Genomic DNA, 24,788 nt, shown 5'->3' with positions numbered 1-24,788 from the left:
GATATTGAAGTGATGTGTGTGCTTCTGTATCGCTTAACTGTCGAACGCAGCCCTTAACGTCTCGAACGGCGCCAGCGCGCCGCGAACCTGCACGACCGCGGCAGCCACTTTATGCGCGCGGTGAGCGGCGGCGTCGGGCGCATGGCCGGCAATGCGCGCGGCGAGATAGCCGCCGTTGAAGGAATCGCCGGCGCCCGTGGTGTCGACAGGGGCGGCCACATGTACCGCGTCAACGGATTGGGAAACGCCGTTGAGCGCGATCAAGGCCGGCTGCTCGCCGTTCTTGACCACGATCTCGCCGGTCAGCTTGCCAAGGCGTTCCACGGTCGCCTGCGGTGTCGGATCCCCGAACAGCATCTGCTCGTCCGGGAAGGTCGGCAGCGCGATGTCGGCCACAGCAAGCGCCTCCAGGATAGCGGCCTGCGCTGCCTCGCTGCTCTGCCATAGACGCGGCCGGTAATTCGGGTCGAAGGCGATAAGCGAGCCCGCCGCGCGGGCTTCAACTATGGCCGCCAGCAAAGTTTTCCGCGCGACCTCGTCCAGAATTGCCAGGGTGATTCCGGAAAAATAGACAAGTGCCTGGTTTTCAAGGCTTTTCGCCAAGGCTGCCGGATCGGAGGCGAGCTGGCGCGCTGCTGCGTCGCTTCGCCAGTAGGTGAAGGCGCGTTCGGCTCCCGTAAGCGTGATGGCGTAGAGGCCGGGGCGCGCGCCGGCAATGACCGGGCTGTTGCCTATACCGATGCCGTTCCGGCCGAAGAAGGCGATCTGGTCGTGTGAAAAAGGGTCGTCGCCGAAGGCCGAGACATAAGTCGCGGGGCGCTCCGGGCTCAAGGCGTGCAATGCCCACAGCGTGTTGAAGGTGTCGCCGGCAAAGCCCATGCGCCAGCTGTCGCCGGTCTGTCCCGACAATTCGATCATGCACTCGCCGATCGACGCGATACCATTGGCGGCCATATAGACTTATCCTTCTTAAGGTCTTGTTGCTGTAGCTTTTTGCGGCCGGTAGCGCCATGCTTGGCTGTCGGCGAATTTTGCGCCAGAAGCGATTTCCCACAGGCAGGGCGGGACGTGAGGAGCGGCCCGCGACGTTAGCAGCCGAAGAGGAAACGGGTTTGGCATCGATATGGCGTTACATCCTTGCGGGTCTCGGCCTCGCCGCTTTGCTGCTCGGCATCGTGGCCGCCGTCTATCTGACGCTGCCGCCTTCGGCGTCCGGTCCAGACCTGTCGCGCTCCAAGAAGACGGCGAACGGGCTGTTTGTCGCGAGCTTCGAGCCGGAGCACGGCGTCGTCCGGCAGGGCGAACTGCAGTCCTGGCTGCTGACGTTGAAGACCGCCGCCGGCGCGCCGGTGGAGGGCGCCGCCATCACGGTTTCCGGCGGCATGCCGCAGCACGATCATGGCCTGCCGACCAGCCCGCAGGCGACCGATTATCTGGGCGAGGGACGCTACCGTATCGACGGTGTGAAGTTCACGATGAGCGGCTGGTGGCAGCTCCATTTCGGCATCTCGGCAGCGGCGGGTTCCGATTCCGTAGTCTTCAACATCGTATTGTGAGCGGGCGATGAGTCGTCTAAGGAGTGTCGCGTGCCTGCTGGCTTTGGCCAATCTCGCCTTGCTGGGCGGCTGCGGCGAACCGCAGTTCAGCGACGCCGAGAAGAAGACCATTGCGTCTTTGGCGCTGAACACGCTGCCGTCACTGAAATCCGACACAACGAACCAGTATGCCGATGCGCCGGCGGCTGCCGCGCTCGGCTCGACGCTGTTCTTCGATGTCGGCATGAGCCGCGATGGCACCGTGTCCTGCTCGACCTGTCACAAGATCGACCGCCAGTTCCAGGATGACCTGCCGCAGGCGGTCGGTGTGAGCCACACCAACCGCCGCACCATGCCGCTGGCGGGCGTGGCGCGCAATCCGTGGTTTTTTTGGGACGGCAGGCGCGACAGCCTGTGGGCGCAGGCGCTGACGCCGCTTGAAAACCCGCTGGAACAGGCCGGCAACCGGGCCGCTTTCGCGCATTACATCAAGAAGCGGTTCGGCGAGCGCTATGAGCGCATTTTTGGGCCGCTGCCGGACCTTTCGGCCGTGCCGGCCAGTGCCAGTCCGCTCGGCACCGATGCAGAGAAAGCGGTGTGGAATGGGATGACCGCCGCTCAGCAAGACGACGTCAACCGCGTCTTTGCCAATATCGGCAAGGCCATCGCCGCCTTCGAGCGATCAATCGAACCTCAGCAGACGCGCTTCGACCGTTTCGCCATCGATCTCGCGACCGGTGCGGCGGCGCAAGGCGACGCCGTGTTTTCGCCGGAAGAAATCCTTGGGCTGAAACTGTTCATCGGCAAGGCCAATTGCGTGAGCTGCCACAATGGTCCGCGCTTCACCGACAACGCCTTCCACAACACCGGCGTGCCGCCGGTCGACGGCCTGCCGCCGGACCGCGGGCGAGTCGATGCGGTGGCGCAAGTTCAGGCCGACCCGTTCAACTGCCTCGGCAAATTCCGCGACGGCGACGAGAGCGCCTGCCGCGAGTTGCGGTTCATGGTCAAGGACGGTCCGCAAATCACGCGCGCCTACAAGACGCCGTCGCTCAGGGGCGCGGCGGATCGCCCGCCCTACATGCATGCCGGCCAGTTCTCCACGCTCGACGAGGTCGTGGCGCATTATTCGAAGGCGCCGCCCAGCGTTGAAGGCGTATCGGAAGTGCACCCGCTCGACCTGTCCGATCGCGAGCGCGCGGCGCTGGTGGCGTTCTTGAAGACGCTGTCCGACTGACTACCTGTCCTTGACTGTCTCCATGGCCACGAAGGTAGACGTCTGGGCGACATGGGGCAGTGCCGAGATGCGCTCGCCGAGCACACGGCGATAGGCGGCGATGTCGGTGGTGCGGACCTTCAACAGATAGTCGAAGCTCGACGCCATCATGTGGCATTGCTCGATCTCCGGCACGCCCTGCACCGCGCGGTTGAAGGCATCGAGCGCCGCCGAACGGGTGTCGGACAATTTCACCTGGACGAAGGCGACATGGCCTTCGCCCATGCGTTCGCGATCGATGATGGCGCGGTAGCCTCTGATATAGCCGTCCTTCTCCAGCCGCTTCACGCGCGCCTGCACCGGCGTCTTCGACAGGCCGACCCGGCCGGCTAGTTCCGACATGGAAAGCCGGCCGTCGCGCCCAAGCGCTGACAGGATGTTGCGGTCAATGCGGTCCAATTGGTCTTCAAACATAGATTCAGCAGTCATAAAGATACGAATGGTGGCTAAATGATAGTCCAGTTGACCTATCTTGTCGATTTCTTTGGACCGACTGAAATTGGCAGCTGTGCTAGCTTGCGCCATTCGGTCCGGCGACCGCCTGACCGTTCGCTCACGCTCGCTTTCATGGACCCAACATGCCGCTCGACGCCATCCGCCAGCAGATCCGCGCCAATTATTTGCCCGACGAAGACGAGGCGGTGAAGCGCCTGTCAGCGGCGGCGGGCTTGTCAGCCGGGGAGCGCAAGGCGATCTCGGCCCGCGCGGCCGATCTGGTGCGCTCGGTGCGCGGCTCGACCGACCCCAGGCTGATGGAGGTCTTCCTCTCGGCCTACGGCCTGTCGACCAAGGAAGGCGTGGCGCTGATGTGCCTAGCTGAAGCGCTTCTGCGCGTGCCCGACACCGAGACGATGGACGATTTGATCGCCGACAAGATCGCGCCGCATGACTGGTCGGCGCATTCGGGCGGTTCCAGCTCGATCTTCGTCAACGCCTCGACCTGGGCGCTGATGCTGACCGGCCGCGTGCTCGACGAAGGCGAGGGCGGCATCGAAGGCACGCTGCGCGCCATGGTGCGCCGGCTGGGCGAGCCGGTGATCCGCAAGGCGGTCGCAGCGGCGATGCGCGAGATGGGCGAGCAGTTCGTGCTCGGGCGCACCATCGCCGAGGCCGTCAAGCGCGGCCGGCCGATGACGCAGAAGGGCTATCTCTATTCCTTCGACATGCTGGGCGAGGCGGCTCGCACGGAAGCCGACGCGCTGCGCTACCACCGCGCCTATGCGGATGCGATCTCATCGCTCGATGCCGGGTCGAACGGCCCCGACATTCGCTACAATCATGGCATTTCGGTCAAGCTTTCGGCGCTGCATCCGCGCTATGAGGTGGCGCAGCGCGAGACCATGCTGCCGGTGATGGCCGAGCGGCTTCTGTCGCTGGCACTTGCCGCCCGGCATTCGCGCATGGGACTCAATATCGACGCCGAGGAGGCGGACCGGCTCGACCTGTCGCTCGACGTCATCGAACGCGTGCTGGCCGAGCCGGACCTTGCCGGCTGGGAGGGTTTCGGCGTCGTCGTCCAGGCCTATGGCCCGCGTGCGGCTTTCGCCATCGACTGGCTCTATGCGCTGGCGAAGAAATACGACCGCAGGATCATGGTGCGGCTGGTGAAGGGCGCCTATTGGGACACCGAGATCAAGCGGGCGCAGACGCTTGGCCTGTCCGGCTATCCGGTCTTCACCCGCAAGGCAAACACCGACGTCTCCTACATGGCCTGCGCGAAAAAGCTTTTGTCGATGACCGACCGCATCTATCCGCAATTCGCCACGCATAACGCGCACACGGTTGCAGCGATCCTGTCGATGGCGAAGGACCGCGAGAGCTTCGAGTTCCAGCGCCTGCACGGCATGGGCGAGGCGCTGCACGAGACGGTGCGGCAGGTCGAAGGCACGCGCTGCCGCATCTATGCGCCAGTCGGCGCGCATTCCGATCTGCTTGCGTATCTTGTGCGGCGTTTGCTGGAAAACGGCGCCAATTCCTCCTTCGTCCACCAGTTGACGGACGAGGAAGTCGAGCCTGAGGAGATCGCGCGCGACCCGCTTGCGACCGTCGAGACGCAGGGCCCTGCCGCCAATCCGGCGATCGCGCGCCCGGCCGCGATCTTCGGCGCTGGGCGCCGCAACTCGAAAGGCTTCGACATCACCGATCCGGTGATGCTTGCGGCAATCGACAAGGCGAGGGCCGAATTCGCCGGAGCGGACCGCTGGCACGCCAAGCCGGTCACACGAGCCGCCGGCTACGGCAAGCAGCGGCGGATCGTGAATCCTGCCAAGCCCGACGAGATCGTCGGCACCGTCCATGAGGCGGCGGCCAAGCAGGTGGCGACCGCCGTGCGTATCGCCGTCGACGCTCAGCCTGCCTGGGCGAAGCGTCCGGTTTCCGATCGCGCCGCGATCCTCAACCGCGCCGCCGACCTCTACGAGGCCAATGCGGCCGAGTTCTTCGCTCTCGCCATCCGCGAGGCCGGCAAGTCGCTGGCCGATGGCATCGCAGAAGTGCGCGAGGCGGTCGACTTCCTGCGTTATTACGCGGCCGAGGCGGCCAATGCCGAGGCGGGCACCGAAGCGCGCGGCGCGATCGCCTGCATCTCGCCGTGGAATTTCCCGCTGGCGATCTTCACCGGCCAGATCGCGGCAGCTTTGGTCACCGGCAATTCGGTCATCGCCAAGCCGGCGGAGCAGACGCCGCTCATCGCCTTCCGCGCCGTCGAGATGCTGCGCGAGGCCGGCGTTCCGGAGGATGTCATCCAGCTCCTGCCGGGCGACGGCCCCACGGTCGGCGCGCCGCTGACCGCCGATCCGCGCATCGCCGGCGTTTGCTTCACCGGCTCGACCGAGGTGGCCAAGCTGATCGAGAAGCAATTGGCCGAGACTGCGGCGCCCGACGCCATGCTGATCGCCGAGACCGGCGGCTTGAATGCGATGATCGTCGATTCCACCGCGCTGCCCGAACAGGCCGTGCGCGATATCCTCGCATCCGCCTTCCAGAGCGCAGGCCAGCGCTGCTCGGCGCTGCGGGTGCTCTACGTGCAGAAGGACGTCGAGAAGAAGATGCTGGAGATGCTGAAGGGCGCGATGGAAGCGCTCAACGTCGGCAATCCCTGGGCCATCTCGACCGATGTCGGCCCGGTCATCGACGACGAGGCGCAAGCTTCGATCAGCGATTACTGCAAGAAGAAAGGGCTGGAAGGCCGGCTGATCGCGAAATTGGAAGCGCCGGCAACCGGCCGTTTCGTCGCGCCGCACGTGTTCCGCGTCAAGGGCATCGAGGAGATGGAGCGGGAGGTGTTCGGCCCGGTGCTGCATGTCGCGACCTTCGACGCCGACGAGATCGACGCGGTGATCGCCGCCATCAACCGCAAGGGTTATGGCCTGACCTTCGGCCTGCACACGCGCATCGAGGGCCGCGTCCAGCATTTCGTCGACGGCATCCATGCCGGCAACATCTATGTCAACCGCAACCAGATCGGCGCCGTCGTCGGTTCGCAGCCCTTCGGCGGCGAGGGGCTGTCAGGCACCGGGCCGAAGGCCGGCGGGCCGCATTATCTGCGCCGCTTCCGCAAGGGGGCAGAGGCCGGCACCGAGGTTGGCGAGGGCCACAAGGTGACCGCGACCGAACTCGCCGACAATCTGCCGGACCCGGCGCTGGGGGACTGGTCGACGCGGCCGGACCGCGTGGCGATCCTGAGGAAGCATCTGCGCGGTAAGGGCGCGGCGGCAATTGCCGCCTCCGCCAGCCTCGATTTCGGCCAGGTCGACCTGCCGGGACCGACCGGCGAAGCCAACACTCTGTCGCTGGCGCCGCGCGGCCGGGTGCTGTGCCTCGGTCCGGATGCCGAGACGCTGCTTGCTCAGACGATCCAGGCGCTTGCGGCCGGCAATGCGGTGCTTGCCGTGGCGCCGGGCGCGCCGGCGGCACTCTCGGCGCTAACCGGCAAGGGCCTGCCGCTGGCCGCGATCGACGGCCGGCCCGATCCGGTCGAAGCGCGTTCGCTGCGGGTCGATGTGGTCGCCTTCTCGGGCGCGCCGGAGGCGGCGCGCGTCGTGCGCAAGGTGATTGCTGAACGCGCCGGGCCGATCGTGCCGTTGGTCAGCGAGGTGCTCAATCCAGCGGCCTATGCGCATGAGCGCGCGGTCTGTGTCGACACGACGGCAGCCGGTGGGAACGCCAGCCTGCTGGCGGCTGCATAACAGGTAGCAAGGCTAGAAGCGACCGTCGCGAACCGGCGACGGTCAGGCGCCTTCGACGACCGAAAAGCCCTCGAACTGCGGATGACCGAGATAATGCACCTTCGAGCCGCCGGCGTTGCGGTGGGCGGCTCGGAAGTTCTCCGACTTCGTCCAGGCGACGAAGTCCTCCTGGCTTGCCCAGACCGTGTGCGAGGCAAACAGCGTATAGCCCTCGGTCTCGTTGACCGGGCCGCGCAACAGGTGGAATTCCTTGAAGCCTTTCATTTCGGAGAGGCTGGAATCGCGGTTCTTCCAGACGTCCTCGAAGGCTTCTTCCGAGCCGTTCTGGACCTTGAAGCGGTTCATGGCGATGTACATTGGCTTCCTTTCGAAACAGACGAATTATGAGGTTTGACGAGGGTGCCTGGTGCAGGCCTCTATCTTTGTTTGCAAATGATCTTCTCCGAAAACCGGCTCCCACTTTTTGCGACGCTGACCTTCGGTTCGGGATCATTTTCAGAACGGGCCGACCCGCGCTCTGAATACCCAACTTGACCTTCCGGTCTCGGGCGGGATGGGAGGGAAGGGAGCTTGCTGGCGCACCAGCTTCAAAGCGAATTGATCGAGCTCGTCGGAGCCTGAACTTTCGGCGAGTTGCAGGTCGCCGATGCTGCCGTCGGCCAAGACGACAAACACCACCCTGGCATTGTTGCGGGCCTTCGCCTGGACCGATTTCGAAACGCGGCGGTTGGCGCGGGCAAGCTTCTTTTGAATTTCGCCGCTGTAACGGGATTCCAGGGCATTGCCGGTCGCGGTCTGTTTCCCGCCCTTGCTGGCAATCTTCGCGGTGTCTGCTTCATCGCCATCGGTTAATGCGCCAAGCGTCGCGCTCGGCTGTGGGGATCCGACTGTTGCGCTCGGCCTCGCGCTCGGGATCGGCGGCTGGGCAGCCTGGGCAGGAGGCGCTTCGGCGCTTGGCGCCTGGCTTGGGGACGCGGCCGGTTCGCTGCTCGTGGCGACGGTCTGATCGTCCGGGCGCGGCGAGTCCGCCGTTAGTATCTCAGGATCGGCGGTTGGTTGCTTGGCTGCTTCCTGCCCGGTCTCCCGCGTTGGCTGGTCCGTCGCGCGTTGAGGCACCTGCGTCGGCGGTGCTGGCTTGGCAGCCTCGGGTTCGGGCGGCCGCGGATCCGCAACCAGGGTGACATCCACCGCGCCGGAAGGCTGGTTGTCGAGGACGCTGCCGGCGACATCGGCACCCGACCGATCGGAGCCCTGCGCCTCGATCGCGTCGAGGGAGTCGAATGTTCCGGCGGGCGCGGTGAAAAACGCCACCGCGGCAGCTGCATGGAGCAAGCCGGAGACGACAATCGCCACCGGCCATTTGCGGTCTTGCGCCGACCGCCGATCCTGCGCGAGCGACTCGGCCGGCGGGATCGCCGGTTCACTGTCGGCGTCGGGGAGGGGGTCGATGTCCTGCATGGCTCGCGAGGAGACCTGCGGCAAGCGACCCGACATTGTCAAATCAAGATCGGTTGCCGCAAGCAGCACCAGGCCTATGCCGGCCGGGCTTGTGCAAAGGCGGTCCGTGGCGGCTCGAAGCCCACTGCTTGTCAACTCCAAAAGCGATGGCGGTCCTGGTCGAGGTCTTCAACGCGCGCATGCAGGCCGCGGGTTCGACGCCAACGCCGGCGCATCCGGTCGCGCTGTTGATCAGCACGCGGCTGAGCTTGCCGCAGTCGGCGCCGGCGAGGTCGAAGCGCGTGACCTTGGTCTTGCCTGCCGGCAGGTCCTTGAAATCAAGCACGGTGAGGCGGTCGACGATGCCGGCCTCGTTGAAGAGCGCGATCTCGAAAGCCGCCTTCGACGGGTCGGCGCCGAGCGCGCTGTTGACGACGAAGGTCAGCCTGCAGCCCTTTTCCGAAGGCTGCGCGGCCGTTGAGCTCGAGACTGAGGGCCGGCGCGGACTGGGCCCACGCCGGCACCATCGCAAGCGACATCGCGAACGTCGAGGTCAGCGGACGAAAGGATGCCATCAAGCGTTTCATGTCTCGCTCAGCCTCCGAAGCGCATGGTCGCCGCCAGCTTCAGCGTGACGCCGGGCTCGTAGAGGACGGCGGTCGTGCTTCCGTTGAGCGGGTTGGTGTATTTGACGTCGAACAGATTGTCGGCGCGGAAGTCGAGCTTGAGATTGTCCGTCGCCTGGTAGCTGGCGAAGGCATTGACCAGCGTGAAGTCCTTGGCCACCGGATTGCCCTTGGGCTTGCCGTTGTACTGCACCTCGCCGCCGACGGTCAGCTTGTCCTCAAGGAAGCGGAAGCCAAGCTGGCCGGTTGCCTGCGAGGATGGAATGGTGGCCAAGTCGGCGCGCTCGCCCTCGTAGGAAACGGTGTGGCCGTCGATGATGGACGCCGACAATCCGGCAAATCCCCAGCCGGCGTCGTAGACGCTTTCAAGTTCGAAGCCGTTGATCTTGGCCTTCGCGAAGTTCTGGTACTGGAAGCAGATCGGAATGCCGGGGCCGAACGGGCAGCCGCTCGCCGGGTCGAAGGGCGAAAGCGTCACGCCGTCGATATAGTCCTCGACATTGTTGTTGAAGTAGGCGGCCTTGAGCCGCAGCGCGTCGCCGGCCTCGACGATATCGTTCTGCTTGTAGTTGACGCCGAACTCGACCGTCTTGCCGGTCTCGGGCTTCAGGTTCGGATTGGGCAGGAACGGGAAGCTGACGCCGGCCGGATGGTTGCCGCTGATCAGCGTCTCGGTCAGAGACGGCGAGCGGTAGCCTTCGGCATAGGTGCCGTAGAATTGCAGGCCAGCCAGGCCGGCGCTTTCGAAGGGCGAGACGCCGACGGTGATGCGCGGCGACACCCGGTCGCCCGATGTTTCGTTCTTCGAATCCTTGAGGCTGTAATTGTCATAGCGCAGGCCGCCAATAACCTCGAGCCACTCCCAGGTCAGCTTGTCCTGGACGTAGGCCCCGGAGAGGTTTCGCTTGCCCGACGGCGTATAAAAACTGTCGCCGCCGGCGCTGCCGCCGGTATCGACATCGTCGCCAACCCAGTCACCGCCATAGGTCAGCTCATGCGCGACGCTCGCCGTCTCGAAGCGCGAGGTGTTCCAGATGTCGATGCCGGTCGTGCCGACATCGAAGGTCGACAGCGAACCGGCCGGCAGCACCACGGGCAGGCCGGTGGTCGGATCGAAGCGGTTCTGCGCGGTAAGCGTCGTCAGGTCGAGCAAGGTCTTGTTGTCGGAGGCGTTGATGTGGAGGTCGAGCCAGCTCCTGGCGTCGTCGGTGATGTTGTAGCGGGCGGTAAAAGTGTTCGACTTCAGATCGACGTCGTTGGCCGGCACGCCGCCGCTGGTCTCGGTCCAGCCGTCCTTGGAGCCGACCCAACCGAGCTTCAATTGGCTGTTTTCGGTCGGGCGTATGGTGGTCTTGAGCAGGCCGCTCAGCACGTCGAACCCGGTGCCGGCAACGGTGTCGCCGCCGCCGTTCTTGTAGTCGCCGTAGTCGCGGTAGACGATGTTGCCGAGCACATCCCAGCTGTCGTTGATCTTGTAGGCGCCGGTGGCGCTGCTGCTCCAGCCCTTGCCGTTGCTCTCATAGCGTCCGGTCAGCGAGCCGGCCCAGGTCTCTTCCGGCTTGAGGAAATCTGCGGCGTCCTTGGTGTCGAAGAAGACGACGCCGCCGATGGCGCCGGAACCGTAGGTGTTGGCGACGGGGCCACGGATGACATCGACCGCCTTGATGAGCTCGGGATCGACATAGAAGGTCGATTGCGTGCCGTGGTCCGAGCGCTGGAAATCCTGCCTGGCGCCGTCGACGATCACCGCGACGCGGCCGAAATCCTGCAGGCCGCGGATGTTGATGCTCGAAGAGACGCGCCGCGCGTCGGCCTGCACGGCGACGCCGGGCACGCCGAGCAGCATCTCGTTCGATGTCGTCGCCATGCGACGGTCGAGCTGCTCCTGATCGACATGGCTGGCGGAAGCCAGCGACTGGATGGCTGTCTCGCCGGTGCGGCTGATGACGAGGATCTTGTCGAGCAAGGTTCCTTCGGCCTCGGCCTTTTCATCAGCCTTCTTTTTCCGATCGGCCTGCTGGTTGGCTGCCGGCTGCGCGGTCTGTTGAGCTTTTGCGGTTGATAGGCTTAGCGTGATTGCCGCCGCTCCGGCCATCAATATGGAAATGCTGCTCGCCATCGATCGGAAGCCTGGACCCGCGTTCTTGCACGCCAGGCCCGTCCGTCCCCAAGTCACCAACCCCATGCCCCAACTCCAGATTTCAGGCTCGTAGCTGGCTGGCCAGGGGCTCGCTCGCATTTTTGATCATGTCCGGCGTCTTAAATGTTGACTCATTTAGTCCGGTAATGCAGTGACTAGTAAACATGACTATTCGAGTCAAGAATTTAATCGGCATTTTATGAAGCTTCGGCCGAGGTGGCCGTCACAGGAAGGGAACCGACCCGATGAACACGCACAATCCCAACGATTTCCGCTATCGCGTCCGCCGTCAGGACGACATGCAGATGCGTTACGAACGCGTGCCGCTGGCCGTGAGGACGCTCTCCAGCAACACGCTCTTCCAGGGCGAGCACGAGATCGGCATCGAGCATCATGGCGCGCTCTACCGCCTGAAGATCACCCGCCAGGGCAAGCTGATCCTCAACAAGTGACCGCCATCGGCGGGCGATAGACTAACATCAGGCACTACAGGTGAACGACATGGACCAGCGCGTTAAGCCGTCGCCGGAGGAAATCCGGCGGGCGCGAGAGGAAAATCCGAAAATGCGGGAGCGCGATCTCTCGGCACAATTGGGCATCTCGGAAGCGGAACTGGTCGCGGCCCAATGTGGCTTCGGCGCTGTCCGAGTCGAGCCGCGCGTCAACGATTTGCTGATCGGCCTCGAGGCGGTCGGCGAGGTGATGGCGCTGACGCGCAACCAAAGCGCCGTGCATGAAAAGATCGGCGTCTACGACAAGGTCGTCACCGGCAACCACAACGCCATGGTGCTTGGCGAAAACATCGACCTGCGTATTTTCCCGAAGGTCTGGGCGCACGGCTTTGCCGTCGAGAAGCGCGACGATGGCGAAATCCGTCGCAGCCTGCAGTTCTTCGACGCAGCGGGCGAGGCGGTGCACAAGGTGCATCTGAAGGCCGCATCCAACCTCTATGCCTATCAGAAGCTGGTGGCGAGCCTCGAATCGCCGAACCAGGAACCGACCGTCGCGATCCTTCCAAGCGCCGCGGAAGGAGGGGGCAGGCCCCAAGGGCCGGCTGCCTCGATCGATGACCTGCGCGACCGCTGGAGCCGGCTCACCGACGCGCACCAGTTCTTCGGCATGCTGAAGACGCTGAAGCTCAGCCGTCGCGAGGCGGTGCGCATGGTAGGCCAGGACTATGCCTGGCTGCTCGACAATGATGCGGTCGGCGCCATGTTCCATCACGCGGGCGTTGCTGCTTTATGCCATCGCCACCCGCCAGGGACGGACGTCGGTCGCCACGATGCTGCTTGCCGGCATCGCCATCAGCGCCCTTGCCATGGCGCTCACGGGCATCATGATCTTCATGGCCGACGACCGGCAGCTGCGCGACTTGACCTTCTGGCAGCTCGGCTCGCTTGCCGGCGCGACATGGCCGAAGATCGGCACCATCGGGCCGGTGATCATCCTGGCGCTGGCCGCGATGCCCTTCCTGTCGCGCGGCCTCAACGCGCTGGCGCTCGGCGAAGCGACCGCGGGCCATCTCGGCATTCCGGTGCAGCGGCTGAAATACACGGCCATCGTCGGCGTATCGGCGGCGGTCGGCGCTTCGGTCGCTGTCAGCGGCGGCATCGGCTTCATCGGCATCGTCGTGCCGCATGTCCTGCGGCTCGCGATCGGCCCGGACAACCGCTATTTGCTGCCGGCCTCGGCCCTGCTTGGCGCATCGCTGCTTCTCATCGCCGACGCGGTCGCCCGCACCATCGTCGCGCCGGCCGAGCTGCCGATCGGCATCGTCACGGCGGTCGCCGGCGCGCCGTCCTTCCTTTGGATCCTGCTGCGCAGGCGCGGCGTCATTGATCTGTGAGCTTGCCATGATCGAAGCGCGCAATATCTCGGTGGCGATCGGCGGCAAGCGCATCGTCTCGCATGTCGACTTCACGGCGCGGCCGGGCGAGGTCTCGGCGATCGTCGGGCCGAACGGGTCCGGCAAGACGACTTTGCTCAAGGCGCTGACCGGCGAGCTCGCCTATGCCGGCACCGTCACGCTCAACGGCCGCGACCTGTCGGCCATGAAGCCGGTCGAGGCAGCCACGTTGCGCGCGGTGCTGCCGCAGGCCACGGCGCTATCCTTTCCCTTCACCGTGCGCGAGATCGTTCGCCTCGGCCTCATCGGCGGGCGCTCGGGCGTGCTGCCCGGAGAGGACGCGCGGCTGCCCGAGCGGGCGCTGGCGCGCGTCGACCTCGACGGCTTTGCCGGCCGCTTCTACCAGGAGCTTTCCGGCGGCGAGCAGCAGCGCGTGCAGCTTGCCCGGGTGCTCTGCCAGGTCTGGTCGCCGGTGCTCGAAGGGCGGCCGCGCTATCTGTTCCTAGACGAGCCGGTCTCCAGCCTCGACGTCAAGCACCAGCTCATCATCATGAACATCGCGCGCGATTTCGCCCGGCGCGGCGGCGGCGTGGTGGCGATCCTGCACGACCTCAATCTGACGGCCATGTATGCCGATTGGATTTTCGTGCTCTCTCGCGGCCAACTGGCGGCCGCCGGGGCGCCACGAGACGTGCTCAATGACGAGCTGATCGAGAAGGTGTTCGACTGCCGCTTGAAGGTCGGCGCATTGCCTGCGGGAAGCGTGCCGTTCGTGCTGCCGCAGTCCGCGGCTTAGGCTGCAGGGGCGCGCTGCTCCAGAACGTCGATGCCGAGCAGATGGCGCACATTCGGGCGCGCGGCGATCAGGTCGGCGATAGTGTAGCGGGAAAGCACGGCGAAGAAGGCGTTGAGCGCCTCGCGCAGCGCCGAATTCAGGGCGCAGCTGTCGACCAGCGGGCATTCGGCGGCGTCGTTCTCGAAGCATTCGGCCATGGCGAAGCTCTCTTCGGTGACACGCACGACATCGAACAGGCTGATCTGCTCGGCCGGACGGCCAAGCCTGACGCCGCCATTCCTGCCGCGCACGGTCTCGACAAGACCGGCCTCGACCAGCGGCTGCAGGATCTTGAACAGAAACAGTTCCGACACCGAATAGGCGGCGGCGATCTCAGGGATGCGGCTCAGCCTGTCGGTATTTGCGGCGCAATACATCAGGATGCGCATCGCATAATTGGTCTGGCGCGTGAGCCGCATGGTATCCTCGCGAAATATTAGCTTAAACCGAATATGGCCCATAGATTGGAACAATTCCAGACTGGACGGGACCATAGCTGAATAATCGTGTCAACTTTTTGTGCGGGCCGGGGCCGATGGTGGCCTAATTTGCCCTCCTGTGCTTCGGGCGAGCGTTTCGCGGGCGCAGGCACTAGATAGAGGCGGGTGCAAACAGGAAACGGCCTTTTCATGTCTCAATCAGCTCCGGCTCTCGCGCCGGTTCGATTCGACGCCGACGCGCAGGCAAAGCTCTCGGCGCTGCGGCGGACCAAACTCATCGCCGCGGCCGCGGTTGCGCTGTGCATCCTTGTCTTTGCGCTGGCGAAGTCCTTCCAGGCTACTTATCCGTGGCTCGGCTTCGTCGCGGCCTTCGCCGAGGCGGCGACCATAGGCGGCATAGCGGACTGGTATGCCGTGGTGGCGCTGTTCAGACGGCCGCTCGGACTGCCGATCCCACACACCGCCATCATCCCGGAGAAACAGCACCGCATCGCCGACAATCTCGGCCGCTTCATCGAGGCCAATTTCCTGGCGCCGGAGCCCGTGCGCGAAAAGCTCGCCGAGGTCGATTTCGCCGCTCTAGTCGCCGACTGGCTGGCCGATGCCGAGCGTGCCGCCGGCCTGTCGCGATTCGTCGCGCGACTGGTGCCGCAGACATTGACGGCGGTGGAGCAATCCGGCCTGCGCGAATTCGTCACCAGCCGCATGCTGGAGCAGATCGAAAAGGTGCCGCTGGCCCCGCTCGCGGCGGATCTTTTGTCGGCTCTGACCGACGATCGCCGCCACCAGAAGTTGTTCGACGAATTTACCCGGGTCGTCGGTCGCTTCCTCAGCGACGAGCAGGCGCTGGCGAGGATGCGGGAAAAGATCCGCGAGGAATTGCCGTCGCTATTCAACCTGTTTCGCGCCGACGCCTATCTGTTGAAGAAGATCGTCGCGTCGGCCGGCTCGCTGCTGGAGGAGGTCAGGGCCGATCCCGACCACCCGATGCGCGCCGAGTTCGACCGCTTTGCGCTGGGCTTCATCGAGCGGCTCAGGACCTCGAAGCAATATGCAAGGCGCGCCGAGAAGCTGAAGCGCGATTTTCTCGGCCGCCCGGAGGTGAGGGCGCTGGCCGGCGATGCCTGGGCGAGCCTGCGCCTGTTCATCGAGCAGGACATCAACGCGCCGAATTCGACCATACGCGAGCACCTGGCCAACATGTTCGTCGAGATCGGCCGGCATTTGGCCGCCGACGCGCAGATCAGGGCTGACATGAACCGGGGCTTTGTCGTGGCGCTGGCCTCGTTTGTCGAGAGCCAGAAGAGTGGCGTGTCGAAATTCATCGCCGACCAGGTCAAGCGCTGGGACCTGGCGCAGCTGACGCGGCTGATCGAGACGAATATCGGCAAGGACCTGCAATATATCCGTTTCAACGGCATGATCATCGGCGGGCTTGCCGGCCTGGGGCTCTACACGGCGGAGCGGCTGTTTCTCGTCAATTGACGCCGGCCCAGGGCGCACTATTCTGCCTTCAAGCAATTCCGGACGGAGGGCTACGGCGGAGTCTGACTGCTGCGCACTTTTCGCGGAATTGCTTCTGGGACGCCGCAAGGCGGCAAATCGGGAGGCAGGGCATGGCAAAACAACCGGAATCCAACTCGTTCCTCGATATGTTCAGCAGGTTCGGCCGCGACCTGAAACTGCCGAATGTCGATGTCCAGGCGATCCTCGACCATCATCGCAAGAACCTCGAGGCCCTGGAAAAGTCGGCGCGGGCGGGCGCGGCCGGCGCCTCCTCGGTGCTGGCGAGGCAGCATGAGATGGTGCAGAATGCCATCAACGAGATCACGCGGATGGCGCAGAACTACCAGGCGCCCGGCAATCCGCAGGAGCTGATGAGCAAGCAGGCTGAATTTGCCCGTAAATCGTTCGAGACGACGCTGAAGAACGCCAGCGAAGTGGCTGACCTTGTACGGAAATCCAGCACCGAATCGGTAGAGATCCTGCGCGACCGGATCAGGGCAGCGATGGCGGAAATCCGCTCCGGATACGAAAAGAAATAGGCTAGCCGGCGGTTTCGGCCCCCATCATAGACCGACATGCGATGCAACCGGTCGAAGAGCGGGCGCGTTCTCCGCTTGCCGCAAAAAGCATCAGCTCTACCGGCGAAAATTGCAGAGTGGCGAATTGACAGGGGCTGCCACTTCATGGTCGGGAGACAGGCAAGAGTGACGGGAAAGCCGGAATGACCGAACCACGGCGGAGAACGCCGCCGACTTTTGAACAGTTGCGCACGATGTCCGGGCAGGAGCTCGGCGTGTCCGATTGGACGACGGTCGACCAGCAGCGCATCGACCAGTTCGCCGAGTGCACGGGCGACCATCAGTGGATCCATGTCGATCCCGAGCGGGCAAGGCGGCAGAGCCCGTTCCGCACCACGATCGCGCATGGCTATCTGACCTTGTCAATCATCGGCGCCCTGGCGCTGGAGATGGGCATCGTGCCGGAAAACACCCAGGCCGCCTTCAACTACGGCTTCGACAAGGTGCGTTTCCTGGCGCCCGTCAAGGCCGGCGCGCGCATCAGGCTGCGCACCACGCTGCTGTCCATGGAAGATCGCGGCCCTGGCCAATATCTGATGAAGGCTGCCAACACCGTCGAGATCGAAGGCGAGCAGAAGCCGGCGCTGACCGCCGAGACGCTGGTGATGATGTATGAGCGCCGCAAGCGGGCCTAGGTCTGCCGATATTCGGGTGAGGCCGGCCTGCGAACGGCGGCTCCCTGCGCTTCCGGGGCTCACTTACTTCAAGTACGGTCCACTCCGGTTCTCGGAAGCCACCGTTCTCGACTCGGTCTGACCCGAATCTCGACAGACCTCGCGCTATCGGTTCACCGGATGATGTTCGCCGAACAGGCTATGCCTCTAGGCGGCTTTCCGACGACACTCGGCCATCGCTTTTTCGAGTATCTGGAAGATCCGCCGATCCCCGCATTGCGCCACGTTGAAGCGCATGAAGCGGCCGGCGGTGTGCGACAGGCTGAAGGCATCGCCGGGCGCCAGCACGACGTTGTCCGACAGCGCATGGCGCGCGACTTCCGCCGCGTCGATGCCCTCGGGCAGGCGGCACCAGAGGAACATGCCGGCCGGCTGGTCGATCCAGGGCGTGATGCCCATCGCCTTCAGCCTGTCGGCGGTCTCGGCCATGGCGCGTGACAGGCGGGTGCGCAATTGCTCGACATGCTTGCGGTAGCTGCCGTCCTTCAACAAGGTCAGCACCAGTTCGGCGGACAGACGCGCGCCACCGAATGTCGTGGCGATCTTGAGGTCGGTCAGGCCTTCCATCCAGTCAGGTGGCGCCGCGATGAAGCCGCAGCGCACCGAGGCCGACAGCGTTTTAGAGAAGGAGCCGATCTGGACGACGCGCTGCAGCCCGTCAAAGGCCGCGAGCCTAGGGGCAGGGTTGTGCTCGAAGTCGGCGAAGATATCGTCCTCGACGATGGTGAGGTCCGCCTGGTCGGCGAGTTTCAGGAGCCGATGCGCGGTGACCGGCGACAGGATCGCGCCCGTCGGGTTGTGGATGCCGGAATTGGTGATGTAGAGGCGCGGCCGATGCTCGGCTAGCGCCGCGGCGAAAAGCTCGATGTCCGGCCCCGAAGGCGTGAAAGGCACGCCGACCACTTTGGCGTGGTGGGCGCGCAGCAGGGCGTGGAAGTTGAAATAGCAGGGATCGTCGACCAGGACCGCATCGCCGGGCTCGGTCAGGAACCGGCACAGAAGATCGATCGCCTGGGTGCCGCAGTCGGTCAGCATGATGTGGTCCGGCGAGACCTCGACGCCGTGCTCGGCCATGCGCCGCGCCAGCAATTGGCGCAGCGGCGGCAGGCCAAGGGGCGTGCCGTAGTCCGCGAGCACCACGTCGTCAGCGCGGGCCGCGGTGCGCAGCGCCCGGCGCAAGGCAGCCTGCGGCATCCAGGAAGCGGGCAGCCAGCCGCAGCCGGGTTTCAGCATCTCCTCGCCGGCTTCCAGCGATTGCCGCGACACCCAGAGCGGGTCGACGGCGCGGTCAAGCCGAGGGCCGATCTCGGCCAGCGACAATGGCGCAAGCTGGCCGGCAGCGTAGAAACCCGAGCCCGGGCGCGAACGGATCGTGCCCTCAGCTGCCAGCCGCTCATAGGCCTCCACCACGGTCGACTTCGAAACCTGCATCGATTTGGCCATGGCCCGTATCGACGGCAGGCGGGCTCCGGGTGTCAGCGTGCGCGCCGCGATACGCTGGCGGATTGCCGCCATGACGGTTTCGACGAGAGTGGCGCCGCTGGCATTTGGGCCCGATCCATCCATCTGTACTTCCCTGTTGACCATTACAGTTTTGTAGAATCGTACTCCATTGTCTCTGGTAGCACCATGGCCTGCGCCGGTACGGAAGCGCAAACGGAGCAGATCATGGAAAAGAGTTTCGACGGCTGGCTTAGCGGCTTCATCGGGGTGCTGATCTTCAGCGGATCGCTGCCGGCGACGCGGGTGGCGGTGATGGATTTCGACCCGACCTTCCTGACGGCGGCCCGGGCGGCGATCGCCGGGCTGCTTGGGATCGCGATGCTGCTGCTGTTCCGCGAGAAACGTCCGGGGCGAGGAGATCTGGTCTCGCTGGCCGTCGTCGCGCTGGGTGTCGTGGTCGGCTTCCCGTTGCTGACGGCGCTGGCGCTGAAACATGTCACTTCGGCGCATTCGATCATCTTTGTCGGCCTGCTGCCGCTAGCGACCGCGATCTTCGGCGTGCTGCGCGGCGGCGACCGTCCGCGCCCGGCCTTCTGGCTGTTCTCGTGCCTGGGCAGCGCTTTGGTCGCGGGCTTTGCCCTGGCGCAAGGCATGACCGCGTCGCCGGTCGGCGACGGCCTGATGCTCGGCGCCATCATCGTCTGCGGGCTGGGCTACGCCGAAGGGGCCAAGCTGTCGCGCAAGCTCGGCGGCTGGCAGGTGATCTGCTGGGCGCTGGCGCTGTCGCTGCCGGTCATGCTGGCGTTGAGTTTTTTGACGCTGCCGCCATCCTTCGCGGCCATCGGTTCCAGCGCCTGGATCGGCCTTGGCTATGTCTCGCTGTTCAGCATGCTGATCGGCTTCGTGTTCTGGTATCGCGGCCTGGCGCAAGGCGGCATCGCCGCCGTCGGGCAGTTGCAATTGCTGCAGCCCTTCTTCGGCCTGGGGCTGGCGGCGAGCCTGCTGCACGAAAAGGTCAGCCCGATGATGGTGATCGTGACACTCGGCGTCGTGGCCTGCGTGTTCGGAGCGAAGAAGTTCGCGCGGTAGACGCCTACTGAAACTTCGTCACGACCCCAATCCCAATCCCCTCGAAGCCACCCATGGCCATCAGCGCGGCGGGCGCTTCCTCGAGGCTGATCCTTTTTCCCACCAGGAGCTCGGGCTTCAGCTTGCCGGTGCGGATCATCTCCATCATCGCGGAATAGCGATAGGCCTGCATGCCGTGGCTGCCTAGGATTTCGAGCTCGAAGGCGATCACCTTGCCCATCGGCACCTGCGGGCGGGCATGTTCGCCCAGCATCAGCCCGACCTGAACGTGGCGGCCGCGCCGGCGCAGGTTCGAGATCGAGTTGAACGAGGTGATCGGGTGCCCGAGCGCGTCCATCGACATATGCGCGCCGCCATTGGTGATCTGCTTGACCGCCTTGACCACGTTGGGCGTTGTCGAGGCGTTGATCGTTGCCACCGCGCCGATCTTCTTCGCGAACTCCAATTTCTCATCCGTCAGATCGATGGCGATCACATTGGCGCCCATGGCGCTGGCGATCATAATCGCCGAAAGGCCGACGCCGCCACAGCCATGCACGGCAACCCATTCGCCGGGCGTCACTCTCCCTTGGTCGACGATGGCGCGGAAGGAAGTGACGAAGCGGCAGCCGAGGCTGGCGGCGGTGGCGTATTCCATCTCGTCGGGCAGGCGCACGAGATTGGTGTCGGCATGCTCGATACCGACATATTCGGCGAAGGAGCCCCAACCGGTGAAGCCAGGCTGGGTCTGGTGCTCGCAGACCTGATGGTTGCCGGAGGTGCACTCGAAGCAGCGGCCGCAGCCGACCGCGAAGGGGACGGTGACGCGATCGCCGGCTTTCCAGCGGCTGACCTGCTTGCCGGCGGCGACGACGACGCCGGCCAGTTCATGGCCGGGGACGTGCGGCAGCGTGATGCCGTCATCATGGCCCATCCAGCCGTGCCAGTCGCTGCGGCAAAGACCGGTCGCCTCGACCTTGATGACCACCCCGTCGGCGGCCGGTTTCGGATCCGGTACGGTCTGGATGGTCGGCGTCTCACCGAATTTCTCGAAGACAACGGCTTTCATAAGATTGCTTCCATATATCTCAGTTCAATGGCAGGTGGTTGGATGACAATCCGAACTAAGGTGGCAACGGTGGTTGGTCTAGAAGGGGCTGCCGCTTGCGAAGCCAGTTGTCGGCTTCGGCATCCCATGGCCAAACCCCGGACGTCGACGGAAAAATAAGCTGCATGATCCGGAAATCCGGCCCGTCGTAGAACCAGATATCCCAACCGAAATATTCGGGATAGTGATCCGGATGGACCGCACCGAACTGACAGTCGAAGCCACCCCCCAGGAAACCCGACGCCCGCTCGCCGACGCGGAACCTCTCGCCGTCGCGCACGCGTCGGCAGTATTCATTGATGATGGTCATCGAAAGCTCCGGCTTGAGCCCGATGACGACCAATTCAGGGATGCCAAAATTGTGCTCGATCCCGACCGAGTATGCGAAGGGCGAATGCTCATCCTCTTCCAGCACATAGAGGATGTGACAGCCATACTCGTCGATGTCGGCGAGTGCCTTGGCCTCCTCAGCGTCTTTGGCTTCCCTACTCGGCATCGATCTGGTTCTGCGGCGCTGCCTTCTGGAACGCCGGCAGCGCCATGCAGGCGGCGTTGATGCGCGCGATCACCGGATAGGGCGCAATGTCGACGCCGAAGCGGGCGTTGTTGGTGACCTGGGGGGCGAGGCAGATATCAGCGAGGCCCGGTGTGTCGCCGTGGCAGAAAGTGCCGGTCTCGGGCGAGGAGGCGAGAATCTTTTCAAGCGGCTGGAAGCCTTCGTTCACCCAGTGCCGGAACCAGTTGACGACGTCCTCGTCGCCGGCGCCGAACAAAGCGCGCAGCGAAGTCAGCACGCGCAGATTGTTCACGGGGTGGATGTCGCAGGCGATCATCTGCGCAAGCATCCGCACTCGAGCCCGACCCCGCGCATCCTTCGGCAGCAGCGGCGGTTCGGGCTCAATCTCGTCGAGATATTCGATGATCGCCAGCGATTGGGTCAGCAGCGTACCATCGTCCAGCACCAGCGCCGGCACCAGGCCCTGCGGATTGACCGCGAGATAGGCAGGCTCGAGATGCTCGCCATGGCGCAGATGATGCGGCACATAGGTGTAGTCCAGCCCCTTCATCGCCAGCGCGATCCGCACCCGGTAGGAGGTGGAGGAGCGGAAGTAATTGTGAAGGACGAACTCGCTCATCGCCTCGGCTGCCCGATGGTCACCGCGATCTCGCCGATTCCGTCGACACCCCCGGCGATCCTGTCGCCCGCCTGGACCGGGCCGACGCCGGCCGGGGTGCCGGTGAAGATGAGGTCGCCGGGTCGAAGCTCGACCGCCTCGCTGCAGATCGAGACGATATCGGCGACCGGCCAGATCAATTCGGCTAAGTCACCGTCCTGTTTCACCGCGCCGTTGACGGCAAGCCAGATGCGGCCTTTCTCGGGATGTCCCGATTTCGCGGCCGGGACGAGCGGACCGCAAGGCGCGGACTGGTCGAAGGCCTTCGACCAGTCCCAGGGACGCGCCGCTTTCTTCGCCTGATCCTGCAGGTCGCGGCGCGTCAGGTCGACGCCGACGCCGTAGCCCCAGACATGAGCGAGCGCATCCTCGCGCGGAATTCGGAAGCCGGCCGTGCCGATGGCGACGACCAGCTCAATCTCGTGATGCAGGTTCGAGGTCAGCGGCGGGTAGGGGATCTCGGCGCCGCTGTCGACAACCGCGTCGGTCGGCTTGGTGAAGAAGAAGGGCGGGTCGCGCTCGTCATTACCGAGCTCGCGCGCATGCGCTGCATAGTTGCGGCCGACGCAGAAGATGCGGCGCACGGCAAACCGTTCCGCCGAGCCGGCAACAGCTACCGAGGCGATTGCTGGCGGCGGAAGGACGAATTCTGGCATGGACGGCCTCTGTGTTGGCATGAATCGTGCGCACCTTCGGCCGATTTCGACGGCTGGGCAAGACGGAGGACGCTAACGCACACAGCGGCCTGTCGTTTCAATGGCAACGCCTTGTACCATTGGGGCCCTGTACCATTGGGCGATATACTATTTGCCAATAATCTGGCCATGGTCACCGGACTATCCTGTGTCCGACGAAACCGAACCCATGCCCGAACCTTTGCAATGAGCTCCGTCAGCGACCGCGCCCGCTTCCTGATCATCGACGACCATCCGCTGTTTCGCGAGGCGCTGCACAGTGCCGTGCAGATGGCCTATCCGGACGTCGACACGGTCGAGGCGCGCTCGATCGCCGAGGCGATCGAGCTGCTCGCCGGCGGCAAGCCGTTCGATCTAGCGCTGCTCGATCTCAGCATGCCCGACGTGCATGGCTTCGAGGGCTTGCTGCAGCTCAGGACCCGCTATCCGCGGCTGCCGGTGGTGATCGTGTCGGGCTATGAGGAGCCGAAGATCATCTCCGAGGCGCTGTCCTATGGCGCGGCCGGCTTCATCCCGAAATCGGCGAGGAAGAGCGACCTCGCCGCCGCCATCCGCTCGGTGATGGATGGCGCGGTCTACGTGCCGGAGAACTACGAGGGCCAGCCGCCCGACCCCGACAGCACCGACCGCGCCGACATGGTGCAGCGCCTGGCCAGGTTGACGCCTCAGCAGCTGAGAGTGCTGCAGATGCTGCGCCAAGGCATGCTCAACAAGCAGATCGCCTACGAGCTGCAGGTGGGCGAGACCACGGTGAAGGCGCATGTCTCGGAGATCTTGCGCAAGCTCAACGTGTATAGCCGCACGCAGGCGGTGATCGAGGTCTCGAAGCTGGACAATGCAGAGCTGTTTCGGGATCAGGCGGGGTTTTGAAAAAGCAATCCTAAGCCAACAGATGCGCCAGCAGCGCCCTTAACTGCGCCGGCTTCAGCGGCTTGCGCATAAGCTCGATGCCGGCGGCGCGAGCGGCCTTGGCGACGGGCTCGGAGCCGTCGGCGGTGACGATCAGTGCCGGCACCGGACGACCGAGGTAGTCGCGGACTTCGGCGATGGTGGCGGTGCCGAGGTCGCCGCCGTCGAGATGCTGGTCGGCGATGATGATGTCGGGCACCCAGTCGGTGTCGCCCAGAAGATCGAGCGCGTCGTCGGTCGAGGTCGCGGCGCGCACCAGGCATTGCCAGCGTTCGAGCAGCGAGGTCATGGCGGAGAGCACGTCGGCGTCGTTCTCAACCAGCAAGACCTTGGTGCCGAACAGGCCGTAGCCGCGCGGACGCTCCATGTCGGCGATGGCGGCCGCCGGTTCGGCGGCCGCCATGCCGATCGGCACGTCGATGTGGAAGATGGTGCCGCGCCCAACCCTTGAGGAAAAGGTGACGGGGTGGCCCAGCGCCGCCGCCATGCGACGCACGATGGCGAGGCCCAGCCCGAGCCCGCCGGCCAATCCGCCGTCGGCAAGCGTCGAGGTGCCGCGGTGGAACTCCTCGAACACCGCTTCCCGCTGGTCCTCGGCAATGCCGCAGCCGGTGTCGGCGACATCGATGCGGATGGTGTCGCCGCGATGCCTGGTGCCGACCAGCACGCCGCCGGAGCGGGTGTAGCGCAGCGCGTTGGAGAGGATGTTCTGCAGGATGCGCCTGAGCAGCGTGCGGTCGGAGCGCACCACGACATTGACCGGCCGGAATTTCAGCGACAGGCCTTTTTTCTCAGCCTCGGGCAAGAAATCCGAACGCAGCGAGGAAAACAGCGTCTCGAGGCTGACGTCGCCGATTTCGGGCTGCACCACGCCGGCGTCGAGCTTGGAAATGTCGAGCAGAGTGCGCAGCAGGTCCTCCATCGTCTCCAGCGAGCGCTCGACCTGGCGCACCAGCTTTTTGCCTTCCTCGCTGGTCTGGACCTCGGCCAGCGCCGAAACCGACAAATGCGCGGCGTTGAGCGGCTGCAGCACGTCGTGGCTGGCGGCGGCCAGGAACCTGGTCTTGGAGAGGTTCGCCAGCTCGGCGTTTTCCTTCGCAGCGCTGAGCTCGATGTTCGATTGCTCGAGCCTGCGCAGCGTCGCGTGCAATTCCTCGGTGCGGTTGCGCACCCGGTTTTCCAGCGAGATGGCGGTCTGGAACAGCGAGAAGGCGTTGCCTTGCTGATCCATCGAGCGCTCGACGCGGCTGACAAGTGCCGCGTTGATCTTCTTCAGCCTCTCGAGGTCGTCGATGTCGCGAAGCGGCATC

22 protein-coding genes and 3 pseudogenes are annotated in these 24,788 nt (G+C 64.8%); 12 read left to right on the top strand and 13 right to left on the bottom strand.

The window, feature by feature from the left end; genetic code table 11:
- Window positions 1–33 precede the first annotated feature (33 nt).
- A complete protein-coding gene (locus P9272_RS19265) occupies window positions 34–954 on the bottom strand; it encodes a sugar kinase (protein WP_278161764.1) in 921 nt (306 codons plus the stop codon).
- Window positions 955–1,112: 158 nt separating this feature from the next.
- On the opposite strand from P9272_RS19265, the gene P9272_RS19260 reads away from it, so the two are divergent.
- On the top strand, window positions 1,113–1,556 hold the full coding sequence (locus P9272_RS19260; RefSeq protein ID WP_278161763.1) for a FixH family protein: 444 nt from the start codon (window positions 1,113–1,115) through the stop codon (window positions 1,554–1,556).
- A 7-nt stretch (window positions 1,557–1,563) separates the two neighbouring features.
- Window positions 1,564–2,772, top strand: coding sequence for a cytochrome c peroxidase (locus P9272_RS19255; RefSeq protein WP_278161762.1), 1,209 nt, complete (start codon window positions 1,564–1,566; stop codon window positions 2,770–2,772).
- Here P9272_RS19255 and P9272_RS19250 read toward each other — a convergent pair whose 3' ends face one another.
- On the bottom strand, window positions 2,773–3,225 hold the full coding sequence (locus P9272_RS19250; protein WP_128258049.1) for an Lrp/AsnC ligand binding domain-containing protein: 453 nt from the start codon (window positions 3,223–3,225) through the stop codon (window positions 2,773–2,775).
- A gap of 164 nt (window positions 3,226–3,389) precedes the next feature.
- Here P9272_RS19250 and putA point away from each other — a divergent pair, with 164 nt between their 5' ends.
- Window positions 3,390–6,998, top strand: coding sequence for a bifunctional proline dehydrogenase/L-glutamate gamma-semialdehyde dehydrogenase PutA (gene putA, locus P9272_RS19245; RefSeq protein ID WP_278161761.1), 3,609 nt, complete (start codon window positions 3,390–3,392; stop codon window positions 6,996–6,998).
- A 42-nt stretch (window positions 6,999–7,040) separates the two neighbouring features.
- Here putA and P9272_RS19240 read toward each other — a convergent pair whose 3' ends face one another.
- The 4 genes and pseudogenes from P9272_RS19240 to P9272_RS19225 form a co-directional block, all read right to left on the bottom strand.
- Window positions 7,041–7,355, bottom strand: a complete 315-nt coding sequence (locus tag P9272_RS19240; RefSeq protein WP_128258047.1) for an antibiotic biosynthesis monooxygenase — start codon at window positions 7,353–7,355, stop codon at window positions 7,041–7,043.
- Window positions 7,356–7,493: 138 nt separating this feature from the next.
- Window positions 7,494–8,456, bottom strand: a complete 963-nt coding sequence (locus P9272_RS19235; RefSeq protein ID WP_278161760.1) for an energy transducer TonB — start codon at window positions 8,454–8,456, stop codon at window positions 7,494–7,496.
- A 133-nt stretch (window positions 8,457–8,589) separates the two neighbouring features.
- Window positions 8,590–9,022 (bottom strand): annotated as a pseudogene (locus tag P9272_RS19230) (hypothetical protein); the annotation flags it as partial.
- Between the two features lie 7 nt (window positions 9,023–9,029).
- Complete coding sequence (locus tag P9272_RS19225; protein WP_278161759.1) at window positions 9,030–11,180, bottom strand: TonB-dependent hemoglobin/transferrin/lactoferrin family receptor; 2,151 nt, start codon at window positions 11,178–11,180, stop codon at window positions 9,030–9,032.
- 266 nt (window positions 11,181–11,446) lie between these two features.
- On the opposite strand from P9272_RS19225, the gene hemP reads away from it, so the two are divergent.
- The 4 genes and pseudogenes from hemP to P9272_RS19205 all read left to right on the top strand — a co-directional run bounded on the left by hemP (window position 11,447) and on the right by P9272_RS19205 (window position 13,843).
- On the top strand, window positions 11,447–11,653 hold the full coding sequence (gene hemP / locus P9272_RS19220) for a hemin uptake protein HemP (protein ID WP_128260584.1): 207 nt from the start codon (window positions 11,447–11,449) through the stop codon (window positions 11,651–11,653).
- A gap of 49 nt (window positions 11,654–11,702) precedes the next feature.
- Window positions 11,703–12,428, top strand: a pseudogene (locus P9272_RS19215) (ChuX/HutX family heme-like substrate-binding protein); the annotation flags it as partial.
- Window positions 12,429–12,432: 4 nt separating this feature from the next.
- Window positions 12,433–13,047, top strand: a pseudogene (locus P9272_RS19210) (iron ABC transporter permease); the annotation flags it as partial.
- Window positions 13,048–13,054: 7 nt separating this feature from the next.
- A complete protein-coding gene (locus P9272_RS19205) occupies window positions 13,055–13,843 on the top strand; it encodes a heme ABC transporter ATP-binding protein (protein ID WP_278161758.1) in 789 nt (262 codons plus the stop codon).
- Here the strand turns inward: P9272_RS19205 and rirA are convergent.
- Entirely contained in the window at window positions 13,840–14,301 is a 462-nt protein-coding gene (rirA, locus tag P9272_RS19200; protein ID WP_128260589.1) for an iron-responsive transcriptional regulator RirA, read from the bottom strand. The genes P9272_RS19205 and rirA overlap by 4 nt on opposite strands.
- 210 nt (window positions 14,302–14,511) lie before the next feature.
- Here rirA and P9272_RS19195 point away from each other — a divergent pair, with 210 nt between their 5' ends.
- The 3 genes from P9272_RS19195 (at window position 14,512) to P9272_RS19185 (ending at window position 17,041) form a co-directional block, all read left to right on the top strand.
- Complete coding sequence (locus P9272_RS19195; protein ID WP_278161757.1) at window positions 14,512–15,807, top strand: DUF445 domain-containing protein; 1,296 nt, start codon at window positions 14,512–14,514, stop codon at window positions 15,805–15,807.
- A 131-nt stretch (window positions 15,808–15,938) separates the two neighbouring features.
- The gene (gene phaP / locus P9272_RS19190) at window positions 15,939–16,367 is read left to right on the top strand and encodes a TIGR01841 family phasin (protein WP_128260591.1); all 429 of its coding nucleotides are present in this window, start codon (window positions 15,939–15,941) and stop codon (window positions 16,365–16,367) included.
- A gap of 182 nt (window positions 16,368–16,549) precedes the next feature.
- On the top strand, window positions 16,550–17,041 hold the full coding sequence (locus P9272_RS19185; RefSeq protein WP_128260592.1) for a MaoC family dehydratase: 492 nt from the start codon (window positions 16,550–16,552) through the stop codon (window positions 17,039–17,041).
- A 186-nt stretch (window positions 17,042–17,227) separates the two neighbouring features.
- Here P9272_RS19185 and P9272_RS19180 read toward each other — a convergent pair whose 3' ends face one another.
- A complete protein-coding gene (locus P9272_RS19180) occupies window positions 17,228–18,646 on the bottom strand; it encodes a PLP-dependent aminotransferase family protein (protein ID WP_278161756.1) in 1,419 nt (472 codons plus the stop codon).
- 102 nt (window positions 18,647–18,748) lie between these two features.
- Between P9272_RS19180 and P9272_RS19175 the strand changes: the two genes are divergently transcribed.
- Window positions 18,749–19,612 (top strand): DMT family transporter, encoded by an 864-nt coding sequence (locus P9272_RS19175; RefSeq protein ID WP_278161755.1) that lies wholly within the window; start codon window positions 18,749–18,751, stop codon window positions 19,610–19,612.
- Window positions 19,613–19,616: 4 nt separating this feature from the next.
- On the opposite strand, the gene P9272_RS19170 is transcribed toward P9272_RS19175, so the two are convergent.
- The 4 genes from P9272_RS19170 to P9272_RS19155 are packed head-to-tail and all read right to left on the bottom strand — an operon-like array spanning window position 19,617 to window position 22,530.
- Window positions 19,617–20,660: a zinc-dependent alcohol dehydrogenase family protein gene (locus P9272_RS19170; protein ID WP_278161754.1), complete on the bottom strand. Its 1,044-nt coding sequence runs from the start codon at window positions 20,658–20,660 to the stop codon at window positions 19,617–19,619.
- Window positions 20,661–20,715: 55 nt separating this feature from the next.
- Window positions 20,716–21,195: a DUF4262 domain-containing protein gene (locus P9272_RS19165; protein WP_278161753.1), complete on the bottom strand. Its 480-nt coding sequence runs from the start codon at window positions 21,193–21,195 to the stop codon at window positions 20,716–20,718.
- A complete protein-coding gene (gene maiA, locus P9272_RS19160; RefSeq protein ID WP_278161752.1) occupies window positions 21,185–21,835 on the bottom strand; it encodes a maleylacetoacetate isomerase in 651 nt (216 codons plus the stop codon). Before maiA ends, P9272_RS19165 begins: the two co-directional genes overlap by 11 nt.
- A complete protein-coding gene (locus tag P9272_RS19155) occupies window positions 21,832–22,530 on the bottom strand; it encodes a fumarylacetoacetate hydrolase family protein (protein WP_278161751.1) in 699 nt (232 codons plus the stop codon). Before P9272_RS19155 ends, maiA begins: the two co-directional genes overlap by 4 nt.
- Before the next feature lie 225 nt (window positions 22,531–22,755).
- On the opposite strand from P9272_RS19155, the gene P9272_RS19150 reads away from it, so the two are divergent.
- A complete protein-coding gene (locus tag P9272_RS19150; protein WP_128260599.1) occupies window positions 22,756–23,439 on the top strand; it encodes a response regulator transcription factor in 684 nt (227 codons plus the stop codon).
- Between the two features lie 10 nt (window positions 23,440–23,449).
- Here the strand turns inward: P9272_RS19150 and P9272_RS19145 are convergent, their stop codons facing one another.
- Complete coding sequence (locus P9272_RS19145) at window positions 23,450–24,787, bottom strand: hybrid sensor histidine kinase/response regulator (protein ID WP_278161838.1); 1,338 nt, start codon at window positions 24,785–24,787, stop codon at window positions 23,450–23,452.
- Window position 24,788 lies beyond the last annotated feature (1 nt).

Origin of the sequence: Mesorhizobium sp. WSM4976 (genome assembly GCF_029625685.1) — a bacterium.
GTDB lineage: Bacteria > Pseudomonadota > Alphaproteobacteria > Rhizobiales > Rhizobiaceae > Mesorhizobium.
This window is presented reverse-complemented; position numbering and strand designations above follow the sequence as displayed.